Consider the following 16,053-nt stretch of genomic DNA (forward strand, 5'->3'; position numbering starts at 1 on the left):
CAGATAAATCCGCAGGCATCCATGAACGACGAAACTACAGCCCGCAAGGAAAAAGCGCAAAATAGCGGACAAGAACCCTTACGTCGCGGCTGGACGACCGGTGCCTGCGCCACAGCCGCAACCAAGGCAGCGCTGACCGCGCTCATTACCGGTGAGTTTCCCGACCCGGTTGGCATTATCCTGCCCAAAGGCGATGTACCCTATTTCCAGCTTGCTTATGAAAGTCTCGGCGAAGGCTATGCGATGGCAGGCATCGCCAAAGATGCTGGCGACGACCCGGACGTGACCCACGGCGCGACAATCATTTCAACTGTTTTCCCTGCCCCTCCCGGCACAGGCATTGTGTTTCAGGCAGGCGAAGGTGTTGGCACCGTTACGCGGCCCGGTCTGCAAATCCCTCCCGGCGAAGCGGCAATCAATCCTGTTCCGCGCCGTATGATGACAGAAATCTGCGAGCAGATTTGCGCCGAATATGGTCTGCCAGCCGATCTCGTCATTACAATTTCAGTTCCGGGTGGCGAAGAGATCGCACAAAAGACGTGGAACCCGCGCCTTGGCATCGTTGGCGGTATTTCTATCCTTGGCACAACCGGCGTCGTTCATCCATTCTCCTGCTCAGCCTGGATTCATTCGATCCATCGCGGCATTGATGTCGCACGCGCGGCAGGGCAGAAACATGTTCTGGGTGCGACAGGCTCAACGTCAGAAGACGCAGCGCAAGCCATTTACGATTTACCGGATTTCGCCATTCTCGATATGGGTGACTTTGCTGGCGGTGTTCTCAAATATCTGCGCGAGCATCCTATCGATAAACTTACCATTGCCGGTGGCTTTGCCAAACTCACAAAGCTGGCGCAAGGTGCACTCGACCTTCATTCGTCGCGCTCTCAGGTCGACAAAGGTTTTCTTTGGGCTATCGCCGAAAAGGCAGGTGCTGCGGACGACATGAAGGACCGGATTCTCTTTGCCAACACGGCGATGGAAGTGCTTGAATTGACTCAAAGCATTGGCATCGACATGGCGACACCAATTGCACAGAAAGCCAAAGAAACAGCACTCGAAACCTTGCGCGGCGCGCCCGTTGAAGTCGAAATTATCGTAACGGACCGCAAGGGGACGATCCTTGCCCGCCTCTAAGCCAAAGATACTCATTCTTGGCGGCACGGCAGAAGCTTCAAAGCTTGCTTCCGCATTACAGACCCTCCCCGTCGATGCCATAACATCATTGGCGGGCCGCACGGCTAATCCCGCTGCAATCAACGGCGCGGTTCGAATTGGTGGCTTCGGCGGCGCAGACGGTCTTGCGGACTATCTCGTCACTGAACGAATTGACCTCACTATCGATGCAACGCATCCCTATGCGACGCGTATTTCGCAAAACGCAGTTATAGCCTCACAGAGAGCGAATATTCCGCTGCTGCGGCTGGAACGTCCAGCCTGGCAAAAACAAAGCGGCGATAACTGGATTGATATTTTAAGCGAAGCGCAGGCAGCTGCTTTAATCCCGGCAGGCGAGTGTGTGTTTCTCGCATTGGGACGACAACACATCGAACCATTTGCTGAACGGAACGATGTTCATTTTGTCATCCGGATGATCGATCCGCCACACGTAAAACTACCACAGGATTGCGAAATCGTCCTGGCAAAACCGGGGGATTATGAAGCTGAAAAGCATTTTCTCGCGGTACGCAGAATCGGTCTGATTATCAGCCGCAATTCGGGTGGCAGCATATCTTATGCCAAAATCGAGGCTGCGCGCGATCTCGCCGTTCCCGTCATAATGATAGCCCGTCCCCCAGTCGCAGCAAAAACCGTTGTTGCGACAGTAGAAGAAGCTATGGCTTTTACCCGCTTAGCCCTCAAGCTTTGATCGCGCAACATGGCTGTGCGCTTCATGATAAAGCGCTGAATCCCGAAAATTCTTTGGATCAAGTCCCCGCCCAACGAAAATCATCGCGGTGCGTTTGAGATCAGCTTCTTCGATCCCGGCTTCGATATCGGATAATGTACCACGCAAAATCTGTTCATCCGGCCAACCGACGCGATAAGCGACCACCACAGGGCAATCTGCGCCATAAAACGGGGTGAGTTCGGTTCTGATCTTCGCAACATTGCGGATCGAAAGATGGATAACCAGCGTCGCACCCGATTTGCCAAGCGTTGCGAGGTCTTCGCCTTCCGGCATGGCAGACGACTTCACTGATGTGCGTGTGAGAATAATGCTCTGATTGATTTCCGGAATAGTCAATTCCTGCTTCATGGCAGCCGCAGCTGCAACAAAAGCTGGCACACCCGGCGTCACATCATAGGGAATCCCAAGCGCATCGAGCCTGCGCATCTGTTCAGCCATTGCGCCATAAATCGACGGATCACCGGAATGCACCCGCGCAACGTCATGCCCCTTCGTGTGCGCCGCTTCGATTTCCGCGATTATTTCATTGAGCGTAAGCGCAGAGCTATCGATCAGAAGCGCATCTGTTGGAGCTGAGGAGATCACTTCTTTCGGCACCAGCGATCCCGCATAAATGCAGACCGGGCAGCTTTCGATCAATCGAAGACCGCGCACGGTAATAAGATCAGCAGCACCCGGACCGGCTCCAATGAAATGAACTGTCACGCTTTCTTCCTTAATTCAGGCATTCCGAATGCCCGTTTCGTAACAGGCAAGTCAATTGCTTTCAGGCGCTTTTCGGTAGAAGCCCTTCAATATCGTTGAAGATCGACTGCCATTCTTCCTGCGTCAGCTCGAAGAAGTTGAAGCTTCTAAGCAAAAACGCACCTTCATTTGCAATGAAAGCAAGTCGGGCTTTGCGTCCTTCCGGTGTGGACACATCCAAACCATCCCATTGCTTGCGATACCAGGTACGGGTTTCATTGAGATATTCAGTGTTTGGAATAAGGCTGGCCATCATCGCCGCAAAGCGGGAATCGTCTTCAGCATTGCTTTGGCGGGTTATGCTAATATGCGCTGCAATATGGGAAATGGCGTCACTTTTATTCTGCTTGCGCGCTGTAACCCGATCATCAAACCGGTCACCCCACCGTTCGATCATCGCTTTCAGAAGTCCGTCTTTGTTGCCGAAACAATATTGCACGCCGCCCTTGGTGACGCCCGAAGCCTGCGCAACGGCATCCATGGTCAGCGCGACGATCCCGCCTTCTGTCACTATTTTTTCGGCCATATCGAGCACATGATCGCGATCAATCGAACGTGGTCGACCAGTTTTTTGCAATTTCTTACTTTCCATACGAACGGATTTATATTATGTCAGCCACCCTGACAAGTTTGAATACAACCGTATTGAAAAGGTATAATTCGATGTTGCCGCAAAATCGCTGGCTCGTTCTTGCAATCGTTTCCAGCGCATTGTTCCTGATCGTTGTGGATATGACGGTCCTCTACACGGCATTGCCCCGTCTCACCCATGATCTGGCAGCCAGCGCTTCTGAAAAGCTCTGGATCATGAATATTTACCCGCTGGTTGTGGCAGGCCTTCTGCCGGGCCTCGGCACGCTGGGCGATAAGCTCGGCCACAAGCGCATGTTCATGAATGGTCTGGCCGTGTTTGGCCTCGCGTCGCTTTGCGCAGCCTACTCACCTAATCCTGAAATCCTGATCGCAGCCCGTGCATTCCTTGCCTGCGGTGCTGCAATGATGATGCCTGCCACACTATCGATCATCCGCCTCACCTTCACCGATGAGAAAGAACGCTCACTTGCTATTGGTATTTGGGCCGCAATCGCTTCGGGCGGTGCCGCAATCGGTCCAGTTGCGGGCGGTGTGTTGCTTGAATATTTCTGGTGGGGTTCGGTGTTCCTGATCAACGTGCCTGTTGTTCTGGTAGCTTTGGCTTTGTCTTCCATAAACCTTGAAAACCGCCCACTCGGCTCAAAACGCAAATGGGACCTCGTCGGCTCGATCCAGATCATGATTGGTCTGATCGCACTTACCTATGCCGTCAAGGAACTCGCCAAGCGCGATGCATCCATGACCATTTTCGCAGTGGTGTTCATCATCGGCCTTATTGCCACGACGATCTTCGTCCGCAGGCAACTTGCAAGCGCTGAACCGCTTATCGATTTCTCGCTGTTCAAGACGAGACTGTTTTCAATGGGCGTGTTTGCAGCCCTTGTCGCATCAGGATCTATGACCGGCATGGAACTTGTTTTCAGCCAGCGCATGCAGTTGATCGAAGGCATGTCACCTTTGCAGGCCGGTCTTGTTATCCTGCCTATCCCGCTGGCTGCATTCGTTGCTGGTCCAATTGCTGGCATGCTATTGCCGCGCCTTGGCGCTGGCAAGGTGCTATGGGCGTCCCTCGCAATTACAGCGCTTGGCGTCGTGATCTACATTCTGACCTATAAGCTCTCTACCCCGTTCTATCTTGCGGGACTGGCAGTGCTCGGCTTTGGTGTTGGCTGTGCAATGACGGGTGCATCGTCCTCGATCATGGGCAATGCGCCTGCAGAAAAGGCGGGCATGGCAGCGTCTGTCGAGGAAGTATCGTTCGAACTCGGCAACGCGCTGGGTGTGACGATTTTCGGTAGCATCCTGTCGGCGTTCTATACGGCAAGCCTTGTGCTGCCGGAGGGGCGGAATATCCCGATCATCGCTCGTGACAGTCTTGATGAAGCATTGCTGGCAGCACAATCATTGCCGCCGGAAGATGCCAGTCTGTTGACCAAACTTGCCGCATCCTCTTTTGAGAATGCTTATGTCGCAGTGATCGTAGCCACGGCTCTACTGCTAATCTTCGCGACCATTGCAACTTACATTGTGCAACGCCGCAAAACTGAAACGCTCTAATAATCAAACTCGTGTCACCGCCAATGCTGCGGTGACACGACCGCCCGAAGTCTTTTCTACCCTTAGAAAAGCTTCCGGTCCTGCTGCGGCCAGCGCGGCAGATTCCGCGACACCATGACAACCGATTGTTGCGAAAACCGCCTCCGACGGGCTCTTGATGCGAAATGTTTCTTGCTCAAGCCGTTCCGCAGCAAAGAAGCGCAAGCTGCATCCATAATGCTCAGCGAGAGCCAACCAGACCGGTTCACTTTGTTTTGTGTCCAGTGTTGCGATCATGTCGGGCTTTGTAGCCCCCGCACCCGCGAGAACGCTGTCCGCCAATGAAACAAGCTCCTCAAGGCTCACGCCTGAGGAGCTGCCCATTCCCAAAACAATGCGCGTTGCGTCAGAGACCACAGGGCGATGCTTGCTGTGCCTGACGCAAATCGTCAGCCGTTACGCCGAGCACATCGGCGATACGCTTGATCATCGCGGTTTCAGACTGATCAATATGGTTGTCCGCGCAGGCAACTCTCATCAAATCGCGCAACAACGAAGCACGGCGCTCAGGTGCCATTTCAGCCAACATGCTGGCTGCCTGCTTCGTCGTCGTTTCATATCCGAAATCCTTCAGATACTCAGTCACTTCCGGCAATTCCTCTGCCGAAATCCCGAAGCTCTCTGATGCAATCGCTTTGAAAACCGCAATTTCAGCCGGATGACGGTCGCCGTCTGCGAAAACCACATGAAGCAGGAGAAGCAATTCCGAAGCAAGAGCCGGATCTTCGGCGACACGCTGCACAGCGCTTTTTTTGCTGAGAAACGCAGAGATGCGTTCGAAAATGCTTTCACTCATGGGCTACCTTCTCCTGTATTGTGTTAGCAACTCTTTCTAATGATGCCCGATCCAGTAAACAACGCAAGCGCCACAATGCAACAGCCAAGGATTTTCGGAAGCGCCTGGAGCACAACCCGAAAAGCCAGAAATGCTCTAAGTCGCACCCAGGCTGGCGTAACGGGACTGTCTGCTCTATGTTGCGCCATCTCATCCCGGAATCTCCCTCCATGCTTGAATTCTTCGACACCTTAACGCTCCTTCTGACTATGGCCGCTTTCATTGCCGGGATCATTGATTCCATCGCGGGTGGCGGCGGAATGATTACAATCCCCGCTCTGCTTCTTGCGGGCATTCCCCCAGTGGAGGCGCTCGGTACAAACAAGCTGCAAGGGCTTTTCGGTTCTTCCTCCGCAACAATCGCCTATGCTCGCAAAGGCCATGTGAATATCAAAGAACAATGGCCGGAAGCGCTCGCTTCGCTCATCGGTTCTGTATTTGGCGCGTTGCTGGCGACTGTGCTCCCGGTCGATATTATGCGCGCAGCACTGCCAATGCTTCTCATTGCAATTGCCGTCTATTTTGCCGTGAAGCCAAGCCTTGGCGATGTTGACCGCACCCGCCGCATCGGTCCATTTCTGTTTGGCGTTACAATCGTCCCGCTGATCGGCTTTTATGACGGCCTGTTCGGTCCCGGCACCGGCTCATTCTTCATGCTGGCTTTTGTCGCGCTGGCAGGTTTCGGCGTCCTGAAAGCTACCGCGCATACCAAGCTTCTCAACTGCGCGTCCAATGTCGGCGGTTTCGCCACTTTTGCGCTTGTTGGCGTCATCAACTGGAAAATCGGCATCTGCATGGGCATCGCGCAGTTCATAGGCGCGCAGATCGGCGCAAGCCTTGCCATGAAGATCGGTTCCCGCATCATCAAGCCGTTGCTGATCATCGTTAGTCTGGCATTGGCAGTCCGCCTACTGATGGACGGAACCAATCCGCTGCGCCAGTGGATTGGCTTTTAAACTCGCAACGCCACCAGCACCACGCCACAGCCAATCAGCACAATGCCAAACCAGTTGATGGCAGACATGCGCTCGCCGAGAAATGCTGCACCAAACAAGGCCACCAGCACCACCGAAAGCTTGTCGACGGGGGCAACACGCGCCGCATCGCCAATCTGCAACGCGCGAAAATAAGCCAGCCACGACGCGCCGGTGGCTAAGCCCGACAACACAAGAAACAGCCATGACCTTGCGGAAATATCGCCCGGCCTTTGCCACTGCCCGGTGATGGTCAGGAACAGGCACAATGCACCGATAATGACCAGCGTACGGACCAGTGTGGCAAAGTCCGAATTGATGCCCTGAATACCTATTTTCGCGAAAATCGCGGTCAGGGCGGCGAAGACCGCCGACATCAATGCCCAGAATTGCCAGCTCGCCATCATGATCAGAACTCGATACCCTTTTGTGCTCTCACGCCCGAACGGAAAGGATGTTTGATCATTTCCATCTCGGTGACAAGGTCTGCGGCTTCGATAAGTTCATCCTTGGCATTGCGGCCGGTAATGATGACATGCTTCATTTCCGGCTTGGCGTTCAGCACTTCGATCACTTCCTCGACGGGCAGATAATCATAGCGCAGCACAATATTAAGCTCGTCGCACAGCACCATGTCATAGCTCTCGTCCATGATCATCGCCTTGGCCTGCTCCCAGGCACCGCGCGCCATTTCAATGTCGCGGGCACGGTCCTGCGTTTCCCAGGTGAAGCCTTCGCCAAGTGCAGAAATCGTCACCTGTTCGGGAAATTTCTCCAGCACCCAACGCTCGCCAGTATCCCATGAACCTTTGACGAACTGAACAATGCCAATCTTCATACCATGACCGAGCGCCCGGAAAACCATGCCGAAACCCGCGGTCGACTTGCCCTTGCCCTTACCGGTATTGACAATCACAAGCCCTTTTTCCTCGGTCTTGGTGGCTTGTATCTTGTCGCGTGCGACCTTCTTCTTGCGCATTTTATCCGCGTGGCGGGCATTCAGTTCCTCTTCCGTCATCGAAAGAAGTTTCGCAGATTTCTCAGCCATTTAATGCCTCCTTGTTAACGCGTGATCTTATCCGAAAAGTCTGCAACTTTTCGGGATCAAGCGCCCGGAATCAGTTTCATAAGATTTTCCAGCTCAAAACGTGCTGAATTGGAACGCGGCACCCAGAAGCCGCGCTCGATGGCCTCATAGAGCTTTGATGCGGTTTCGCTCAGTGCAGCGGGGTTTTTATCAAGCATGAAATCATGCACCACCTTATCAGCGATATAAGCCTGATAGACCATTTCGAAATGATGATTGCCGACTTTGCCGGTCGTGGCCGCAAAGGCAAAGAGATAATCAACAGTGGCCGCAATTTCAGCCGCACCCTTATAGCCGTGGCGCATAACGCCAGCGATCCACTTAGGATTAGCAGCACGTCCACGCACCACACGTGAGAGCTCTTCTTCCAGCGTGCGGATCATCGGCTTTTCAGGTCGAGAATGGTCATTATGATAAACCTCCGGCATCGCGCCGGTCAGCTTCTCGACGGTTGCGGCCATGCCGCCTTCAAACTGGTAATAGTCGTCGCTATCGAGCAGATCATGCTCCCGATTATCCTGATTCTGCACCACGGCCTGCACGGAACGAAGCCGCTCTTCGAGAAGTCCGCGCTCGGCCTGCCCTTCCTCGCCAGCGCCATAGGCATAGCCGCCCCAGACAAGCCATGCTTCGGCGAGATCATTACGACCGGTCCAGCCTTTTTCATCGATAAGAGCTTGCAAACCTGCGCCATAGGCACCGGGTTTTGAACCGAATACGCGATAACCGGCACGGCGTTCGGCGGTCTTTTCATCGGCACCCGTTGCTATGAGCCGCGCCTGCTCAGCTTTGATGCGTGCGGCAATCGGATTGTCTTCCACCTCTTCGTCAAGCGCACCAACAGCACGCACAGCCTTGTCGAATAGTGCAATCTGTTCCGGGAAGGCGTCACGGAAAAAGCCGGAGATGCGCAAAGTCACATCAACGCGTGGGCGACCAAGCTTAGCGATTGGCACGATCTCATAGCCCGTGACCCGACGTGAGGCCATATCCCAGACCGGCTTCACGCCGATGAGCGCCAAGGCCTGCGCAATATCGTCGCCGCCAGTGCGCATGTTGGATGTACCCCATGCAGTCAAACCGAACGAGGTTGGCCATTCGCCATGATCCTGCGTGTAACGCGTAATCAGCAGTTCAGCTGATTTACAACCCAGCTCCCACGCCGCCGGCGTCGGCACAGCACGGCTATCTGTCGAGAAGAAATTTCGTCCAGTCGGCAGAACATCGGGTCGTCCACGCGTCGGTGCACCCGACGGCCCCGGCGGGACGAAGCGCCCCGAAATGGCCGATAGAAAGCCTGCAATCTCCGAAGGTCCGCACGATATCACCATGGGTCGCAAATACTCATTGATGGATTGCAGCACAGCAGTCGTCTGTAACCAATCATCAGGGCAATTCACCTTGCCCTCAACGAGTTGCGCTGCCAGCAGTTCGATACGCTCAACCGTATCACCAGCAATGCGCCAGCTTGCCGGGCTTGCAGCATCAAGCAATTGAGGTTTCGGCCCGGTCCACAGATCGGCCATTGCGCAATCGAGCGGATCGAAATCTTCACCAAGCCCCGCATCTCTCGCAATTGCCCGTTGCAAGCTCTGATCGCCGGGCAGACCACCCAGCGAAACAGGAATGCCGCGCGGCACCCGTGCAAGTGCGACCAGCAGATCGGCGAGCAATCGCCCCTCGGGCGCCAGTCCAAAAATATGCAGGCCATCACGGATCTGCATTTCCTTGAGATCGCAGAGATATGCATCGAGCTTTTGCAGCGCCATGTCTTCATCGTCATGGGCATGGATGCCCGCATCACGATCAAGACCGACATCGCGCACCAGATCGAGTATCTGACCTTTGAGCCGCAACAGGCGGCGCGGATCAACACCCGACGCCTCGTAATATTCATCGACCAGCGCTTCGAGATCTTTGAGGGGTCCGTAGCTTTCCGCACGTGTCAGCGGCGGCGTCAGATGATCAATGATCACAGCACCCGCACGGCGTTTGGCCTGCGTACCCTCACCCGGATCGTTGACGATGAAAGGATAGACATGTGGCGTCGGCCCAAAGACCGCTTCTGGATAACAGTTTTCCGACAAAGCCAGCGCCTTGCCCGGCAGCCATTCCAGATTGCCATGCTTGCCCATGTGCACAATGGCACCGACCTCTGCCACATCACGCAAGTAGGCGTAGAAGGCAATATAGCCGTGCGGCGGCACCAGATCAGGTGAGTGATAGGTTTCTTTCGGATCGATATTGTACCCGCGCGCAGGCTGGATACCGACATACGTTTCACCAAGGCGCATGAGCGGCAATGCGAAGGCATCAAGCTCATGTGTAAAATATGGATCGTTCTCCGGCACGCCCCAGCGTGCGGTCACTTCATCTTGAATCACATTGGGAAGCGTTTCAAAGAAGCGCTTGTATTGATTCAGGGAAATGGTTTCGCGGATTTCGCGTCCATCGCGTGCGGCATTGGTTGGCCCAGCCATGAGCTGGCGCATCAGGGCATCGCTATCGGCTGGAATATCACCGACTACATAGCCCTCACCTTTCATAGCACGCAGCACTTCGACAGTTCCAGCAGGCGTATCAAGCCCGACACCATTGCCAAGCCGCCCGTCGCGATTTGGATAATTGGCAAGGATAAGCGCAATACGGCGCTCTTGCGGCTCCTTGCGCCTCAGCCGGACCCAGCGCGCGGCAAGCTCCGCCACGAATGCCACGCGGCCCTCATCCGGCTCGTGCGTGACGATATTCGCTTCGACCGATGCATCGAATTGTTTGGCCGATTTGAAGGACACCGCACGAGAAAGCACACGCCCGTCGACTTCCGGAAGTGCCACATTCATCGCCAGATCACGTGCGAGCAGACCCTGCTGCGATGTTTCCCATACAGCCTTTGGCGTGCCTGAGAAAATCACCTGCAGAACCATGTTGCCACGTTTATCAAGTACAGTTGGCTTGCGTTCTGCTCCTGGTGATGAAATGGCAAAACCGGTAGCATTCAGCACGATATCCGGTGTGCAATCTTCAAACACACCGTCGACCACGGCAGCTGAAAGCCGGTCTTTGAGACTTGAAACGAAAATCGGCAGCGGGTTGAGACCTTGCGCCTTCAAGCCATCAATCAACGCTTCCACTGGCTGCGTCTGACCACTTTGCACCAACGCACGATAAAAGACGATTGCAGCAACGGGGCCGTCAGCATCCGGCCAATGATTTTTGATGCTATCAAGCGACGACATCGTATCACCCGGCCACCACAAACCGGCCTTCAACAAGGGCGCTGCTTCTTCCGGCTTTTCCAAGCCAGAAATCATTGCAGCGCAATAGCTGAGGAAAGCACTCGTATTCGCCGCTCCGCCTTCGATCAGATAATGCCAAAGCGCCTCGCGCTCGCTGACAGGCACATTGGAAAATCTGTCCAGACCATGATCCGGTTTGTCGTCGCCCGGCAGCACGGCAATCTTTGCCCCATGCGCAAGCGCAGAAGCATGCAGTGCCTCAAGCCCATAAGGCCAGTAGGTTTCACCACCAATGATACGCACCACGATCAGCTTCGCGTGACGCGCCGTGCGCTCCACATAGGTATCCACTGACATCGGATGGGTAAGGCTTAGAAAATTGGCGAGTCTTAGACTTGGCCTCAGACTTGGCCCGCCCTGCCCAAGCTTATGCGCTTGAGCAAGACTAGCCAGCTCCGTATCGGCAGCGGAAAGGAATAATATATCGCCTGGCGTCTGGCCGAGGTCGACGGCCTCATTGCCGTCGCTGATCGTTCCTTTCTGGGCAAGCAATAAGTGCATTACGAAACAGCGTCTTTCACGGCTTTGGTGACTGCCTGCTCATCGAGCTCATGCAGACCAATGACGACAAGACGCGTATTGCGCACTTCATCTTTGCCCCATGGGCGGTCGAAATAATGCTCAATACGCGGACCAACGGCCTGCACAACCAGACGCATCGGCTTACCCGGCACGTCGACAAAGCCCTTGAGACGCAGAACATCATGTTCCGCAATCACGGCCTTAAGCTTCTCGGTAAATGCCTTCGGATCGGCAACAGAGCCTGCTTCAACGACAAAGCTTTCAAACTCGTCGTGATCATGCTCATGGCCATCAGCATGATGGATTTCATGATGCGACTTGCGGTTGGCAATATCGTCTTCCGTACCCACGCCAAGACCGAGCAGCACATCGGCACCAAGCTTGCCGAAACTTGCAGGCACCATATTGACGCGGCGTGTTGAGCGTTCAGCCACATCGGCCTTCACGCTATCGAGTTTCGATGGATCAACGAGATCGGCCTTATTCAGAACGATAAGGTCGGCCGCATGAATCTGATCCTCAAAAAGTTCCTCTAAAGGGCTTTCATGATCAAGAGATTCATCCGCTGCACGCTGTGCATCGACCTTGTCGTGATCGTCAGCAAAGCGACCTTCGGCAACGGCGGCTGCATCAATCACAGTCACCACACCGTCAACCGTAACCTGCGTCTTGATTTCAGGCCAGTTGAAGGCTGCGACCAGCGGCTGTGGCAGCGCCAGACCCGACGTTTCAATCACGATATGATCAGGACGATCCGCACGGTCGAGAAGTTTGGTCATGGTCGGAATGAAATCATCGGCAACAGTGCAGCAAATGCAACCATTGTTGAGTTCGATCACGTCTTCCTCACGGCAGCTTTCGATACCACAACCTTTCAGAATTCCGCCATCGACGCCCAAATCGCCGAACTCATTGATGATGAGCGCAATACGCTTGCCATTGGCGTTTTCCAGCAGATTGCGGATCATTGTCGTCTTGCCGGAACCTAAGAAGCCGGTGATCACAGTTGCCGGAATTTTTTGTCCCTGCATAAAATTAACCCTTCATTTTGAGCGACAATCCTGCCGCCATGAAATAAACTTCATCCGCCACTGATGCCACAGCCTGATGCAAAAAACCTGCATGATCGCGGAACTCCCGCGCCATCTGATTTTCCGGCACAATGCCTAGGCCGACTTCGTTGGAAACGAAAACAATCGGACCTGAAAGCTGACGCAGTGCCGCTATCAGTGTCTCGGTTTCAGCAGCGATATTTTGCTCTGCCATCATCAGATTGGTGATCCAGAGCGTTAGGCAATCGACCAGTACAAAGCGGTCATGCCCCGCGTGTTTTTGAAGCGCTCCTACGAGGTCGAGCGGTTCTTCCACCGTCTGCCATTCACCCCCACGACGGTCGCGGTGAATGGAGATACGACTTTCCATTTCTTTGTCGAATGCGCGTCCTGTTGCGAGATAGACGGGCTGAAGTCCTGAGCCTTCAACCAGCCTCTCTGCATAAGACGACTTCCCGGAACGGGCTCCGCCAAGAACGAATGTGATTTTTCCTGACGAAGCCATTCCTATCAGCCTTCCACTTCCGACTTTGCGTAAGTCTGGATGAACCAGCCAAGTGCCAAACCGATCACAGCCCACATGAAGAGGTTCGTCGCCAGAGATGCGACTGCATATTGCGAGGCCAGCAGCGATGGGATTGGCGAGGAAATATCCTCTGGATGCGGCGCACCGTAAAGATGAGGTGCAATGATCAACACCAGACCAAGGATCTTGGAAACCACTTCGCCACGCAGAATCAGCAGATAAATACCAACACCGCTCAAGACTACCGTGGAAAGCCACCAGAGCTGACGCTCAGCCAAATCTGCAGCAGGCATAGCCGGCAATTCCGGCGAAAGTCCCAAAGCTGGCAGGAAAGCGATCGCAAAAAAACCGGCCATACCCCAGAAAATACCGTTCTTCGGTGTAATACGATGACCGAGAAGCAGGGCAACACCACCCAGAAGCAGAGCAAAACCTGCACCGGCCACAAGATTGGCAAGCAATGTGTTGCCAAGACGACCAAACGGCAGTTCTGCTCCAGTTTCTTCACCTTCACTAGCAGCAGTTGCAGCAGCGGCATGATCATGTGGCGCGGCAGCTTCTGCTTCACCATGGCTGTGGCCGCCACCAGCGTCTTCATAGGTTTCCGCCTGAATGATGAGCGGAACAGTTTTCAAATACATGGCAGGCGTCACGAGAAGCCCAGCCAGAAGGCCAGCAGCCAGCGTGGCCAGAAGATAACGGATTAACATTTTTGTCCCTCAACAAAAAACTCGCGCCGATGGCCATTCACCATCGGGCGCTGCAAAGCACCAAATCCTAAAACAGACGCTTTAACTGCTCAGTGACAAGGAAAACCGTAAGAGTGACGCGTGTCATGCGCCGAATCATGCAGCGTATCCGAATGCGCGAGACCGACGCCGTAGATCAGGAAAGCGCCGAGCATGAGCGAAACCACCGCAGTACCAAGACGGGCAGCAAGTGGCAGAGGGAGTGTAGTTGAAAGTGAATTTTCTTTATGCGCAGCCATGACAACCTCCGTGCAGGCAGCAGGGAAAACCTCCCATCAGGTGCGGGCATAATGCCCTTCACGCAACAGGCAGGTCTCCTGGCTCACGGGTCGCAGGGTCTGAAGCTGCCTTCCCAGAAACGCTGATGGTTTCCAGTGGCTGCCGGTTAACCGGCTTGCCTCATCCCTCTCCGCTCTACAGTCGCGGGGTCGGCTGCGATAAAGACGCCCGAATTGGGTCCGTCCGTCGCATTCCCTTTTGGTATCGCCGGGATTCGTCCCGGCAAAACCTGTTGCATAAATCGACACTAGGCCTTCGCCGATGCGCCGTCAATCGAGTGCGAATAAACCATCAATATCCAAACAGCTTTCCAGAGCTTCAGCCAGCTCATCAAGTGCCGCTTCGATGCCAGCACGATAGTTCCCGCCTGAACTGCTTACGCCGAGTGCTGCGAGAAAATGCTGCCGGAAATCATCTGCTCCAAAAACACCATGCAGATATGTTCCCATGATCCGGCCATTCGCTGACATGGCTCCGTCATCGTGGTCGCCAATGCGGGCAAACGGGCGAATAACATCTGCCCCCCCAGTGCGACCGATGTGAATTTCATAACCTTCAAGAGCTGTATCAAAGAGCACCGAGCGGGCCGCGACATTGCGCACGACCTTTTCCGACTCCATTACAGTCTCAACGTCGAGCAATCCAAGTCCTTCAATCTCGTGAACCTGCCCTTCGATGCCGTCAGGATCACTGATGCGGCTTCCGAGCATCTGAAACCCGCCGCAAATGCCAAGCACATGCCCGCCGCGCCGCACATGGGTCTGTAAATCTCGCTCCCAACCGTTTTCACGGAAGGCAATCAGATCGGCTATCGTGGATTTGGTTCCCGGCAGAACGACAAGGCCTGCATCATGCGGCAATGGCTGCCCAGGCGGAACCATAACGACTTCGACTTGGCGCTCTGCTTTCAACGGATCAAGATCGTCGAAATTGGCAATACGCGGCAGCATTGGTACTGCCACTTTTAAAGCCTTGGCGTCACCGCGCGTTGCTCGCTCCAGCACGACCGAATCTTCTGCAGGCAAACGTGAAACTGCTTTCAGCCATGGCACGACGCCAAAAGACCGCCAGCCGGTAAAGCGTGTAATCGCTTTCAGACCATCATCAAACAGCGAAATATCGCCGCGAAATTTGTTGATGAGAAAACCACGAACCATCGCGCGGTCTTCATCCGACAAAATTGTGTGCGTACCGACCAGCGAGGCAATCACCCCACCCCGGTCAATGTCACCCACCAGCACCACCGGCACGTTGGCTTGCGTGGCAAAGCCCATATTGGCGATGTCACCAGCGCGCAAATTGATCTCGGCAGGCGATCCGGCACCTTCGACCAGCACAAGATCAGCACCCTCACTGACAATATCAAAGGATTCCATCACCGCCGCCATCAGTTGCGGTTTTAACTGCTGATAGTAGCGTCCGCGTGCCTCTCCCCGCACATGCCCCTGGACAATCACCTGACTGCCCATATCGGTCTGTGGCTTCAAAAGAACTGGATTCATATGAAAAGATGACGGCACACCGCAGGCCAATGCTTGCAACCACTGCGCGCGACCAATTTCGCCACCATCGTCACTGACGGCTGCATTGTTGGACATATTTTGCGGTTTAAATGGCCGGACTTTCAGTCCGCGATTGCGTGCAACCCGGCAAAGACCTGCAACAAGCACGCTTTTGCCGACATCCGAACCCGTTCCCTGAAACATGATCGCGCGTGTCATGTCCCGTGCCTATCCCAAGTTTCTACGACTGGCAATCGCTGCTCCTTTACGCAAGCTTATATGCAAAAATGCGCATCCGATTATTACAAAAGTGAGCAACATTATTCCAATGGAGCGTTGGCAGCCACGCGCCATTGTGATCTAGTCAATCTAGGAGGCGCGGTGC

16 protein-coding genes and 1 riboswitch are annotated in these 16,053 nt (G+C 54.5%); of the genes, 4 read left to right on the forward strand and 12 right to left on the reverse strand.

Translation table 11 applies throughout. The annotated features are described in order from the left end of the window. Positions 1-21 precede the first annotated feature (21 nt). Positions 22-1,137 carry a cobalt-precorrin-5B (C(1))-methyltransferase gene (locus CEV33_RS07430; RefSeq protein WP_094539816.1) on the forward strand — a complete coding sequence of 372 codons (1,116 nt, stop codon included), beginning with the start codon at positions 22-24 and terminating at the stop codon, positions 1,135-1,137. Beyond that, positions 1,124-1,870 carry a cobalt-precorrin-6A reductase gene (locus CEV33_RS07435; RefSeq protein ID WP_094539817.1) on the forward strand — a complete coding sequence of 249 codons (747 nt, stop codon included), beginning with the start codon at positions 1,124-1,126 and terminating at the stop codon, positions 1,868-1,870. The genes CEV33_RS07430 and CEV33_RS07435 overlap by 14 nt, the downstream gene beginning before the upstream one ends. On the opposite strand, the gene cobM is transcribed toward CEV33_RS07435, so the two are convergent. Together cobM and CEV33_RS07445 are read right to left on the reverse strand one after the other, a co-directional pair. Next, complete coding sequence (gene cobM, locus CEV33_RS07440; RefSeq protein WP_094539818.1) at positions 1,853-2,617, reverse strand: precorrin-4 C(11)-methyltransferase; 765 nt, start codon at positions 2,615-2,617, stop codon at positions 1,853-1,855. The two genes, CEV33_RS07435 and cobM, sit on opposite strands and share 18 nt — an antisense overlap. Positions 2,618-2,678: 61 nt before the next feature. Next, positions 2,679-3,233: a TetR/AcrR family transcriptional regulator gene (locus CEV33_RS07445; protein WP_235818378.1), complete on the reverse strand. Its 555-nt coding sequence runs from the start codon at positions 3,231-3,233 to the stop codon at positions 2,679-2,681. An 86-nt stretch (positions 3,234-3,319) separates the two neighbouring features. Here CEV33_RS07445 and CEV33_RS07450 point away from each other — a divergent pair, with 86 nt between their 5' ends. After that, entirely contained in the window at positions 3,320-4,807 is a 1,488-nt protein-coding gene (locus CEV33_RS07450) for an MFS transporter (protein ID WP_094539820.1), read from the forward strand. A gap of 3 nt (positions 4,808-4,810) precedes the next feature. On the opposite strand, the gene CEV33_RS07455 is transcribed toward CEV33_RS07450, so the two are convergent. Next, on the reverse strand, positions 4,811-5,170 hold the full coding sequence (locus CEV33_RS07455; RefSeq protein ID WP_094540248.1) for a cobalamin biosynthesis protein: 360 nt from the start codon (positions 5,168-5,170) through the stop codon (positions 4,811-4,813). Positions 5,171-5,192: 22 nt separating this feature from the next. After that, entirely contained in the window at positions 5,193-5,642 is a 450-nt protein-coding gene (locus CEV33_RS07460) for a tellurite resistance TerB family protein (protein ID WP_094539821.1), read from the reverse strand. A 209-nt stretch (positions 5,643-5,851) separates the two neighbouring features. On the opposite strand from CEV33_RS07460, the gene CEV33_RS07465 reads away from it, so the two are divergent. Continuing rightward, positions 5,852-6,637, forward strand: coding sequence for a TSUP family transporter (locus tag CEV33_RS07465; RefSeq protein WP_094539822.1), 786 nt, complete (start codon positions 5,852-5,854; stop codon positions 6,635-6,637). On the opposite strand, the gene CEV33_RS07470 is transcribed toward CEV33_RS07465, so the two are convergent. The 8 genes from CEV33_RS07470 to CEV33_RS07505 form a co-directional block, all read right to left on the reverse strand. Continuing rightward, positions 6,634-7,062, reverse strand: a complete 429-nt coding sequence (locus CEV33_RS07470; RefSeq protein WP_094539823.1) for an EamA family transporter — start codon at positions 7,060-7,062, stop codon at positions 6,634-6,636. The two genes, CEV33_RS07465 and CEV33_RS07470, sit on opposite strands and share 4 nt — an antisense overlap. 2 nt (positions 7,063-7,064) lie before the next feature. Further along, positions 7,065-7,703, reverse strand: a complete 639-nt coding sequence (gene cobO / locus CEV33_RS07475) for a cob(I)yrinic acid a,c-diamide adenosyltransferase (protein WP_024898923.1) — start codon at positions 7,701-7,703, stop codon at positions 7,065-7,067. Between the two features lie 56 nt (positions 7,704-7,759). Further along, a complete protein-coding gene (gene cobN, locus CEV33_RS07480; protein WP_094539824.1) occupies positions 7,760-11,539 on the reverse strand; it encodes a cobaltochelatase subunit CobN in 3,780 nt (1,259 codons plus the stop codon). Beyond that, positions 11,539-12,591 (reverse strand): cobalamin biosynthesis protein CobW, encoded by a 1,053-nt coding sequence (gene cobW, locus CEV33_RS07485; protein WP_094539825.1) that lies wholly within the window; start codon positions 12,589-12,591, stop codon positions 11,539-11,541. The genes cobN and cobW overlap by 1 nt, the downstream gene beginning before the upstream one ends. Positions 12,592-12,595: 4 nt before the next feature. Continuing rightward, on the reverse strand, positions 12,596-13,117 hold the full coding sequence (cobU, locus tag CEV33_RS07490) for a bifunctional adenosylcobinamide kinase/adenosylcobinamide-phosphate guanylyltransferase (protein WP_094539826.1): 522 nt from the start codon (positions 13,115-13,117) through the stop codon (positions 12,596-12,598). Between the two features lie 5 nt (positions 13,118-13,122). Continuing rightward, positions 13,123-13,848, reverse strand: a complete 726-nt coding sequence (locus CEV33_RS07495; protein ID WP_094539827.1) for a CbtA family protein — start codon at positions 13,846-13,848, stop codon at positions 13,123-13,125. An 89-nt stretch (positions 13,849-13,937) separates the two neighbouring features. After that, positions 13,938-14,126 carry a CbtB domain-containing protein gene (locus CEV33_RS07500; RefSeq protein ID WP_024898918.1) on the reverse strand — a complete coding sequence of 63 codons (189 nt, stop codon included), beginning with the start codon at positions 14,124-14,126 and terminating at the stop codon, positions 13,938-13,940. Positions 14,127-14,177: 51 nt separating this feature from the next. Then, positions 14,178-14,414, reverse strand: a riboswitch (cobalamin riboswitch). Between the two features lie 21 nt (positions 14,415-14,435). Then, positions 14,436-15,887: a cobyric acid synthase gene (locus tag CEV33_RS07505; protein ID WP_094539828.1), complete on the reverse strand. Its 1,452-nt coding sequence runs from the start codon at positions 15,885-15,887 to the stop codon at positions 14,436-14,438. Positions 15,888-16,053: the final 166 nt, after the last annotated feature.

Source organism: Brucella grignonensis (genome assembly GCF_002252505.1).
Lineage (GTDB): Bacteria > Pseudomonadota > Alphaproteobacteria > Rhizobiales > Rhizobiaceae > Brucella > Brucella grignonensis.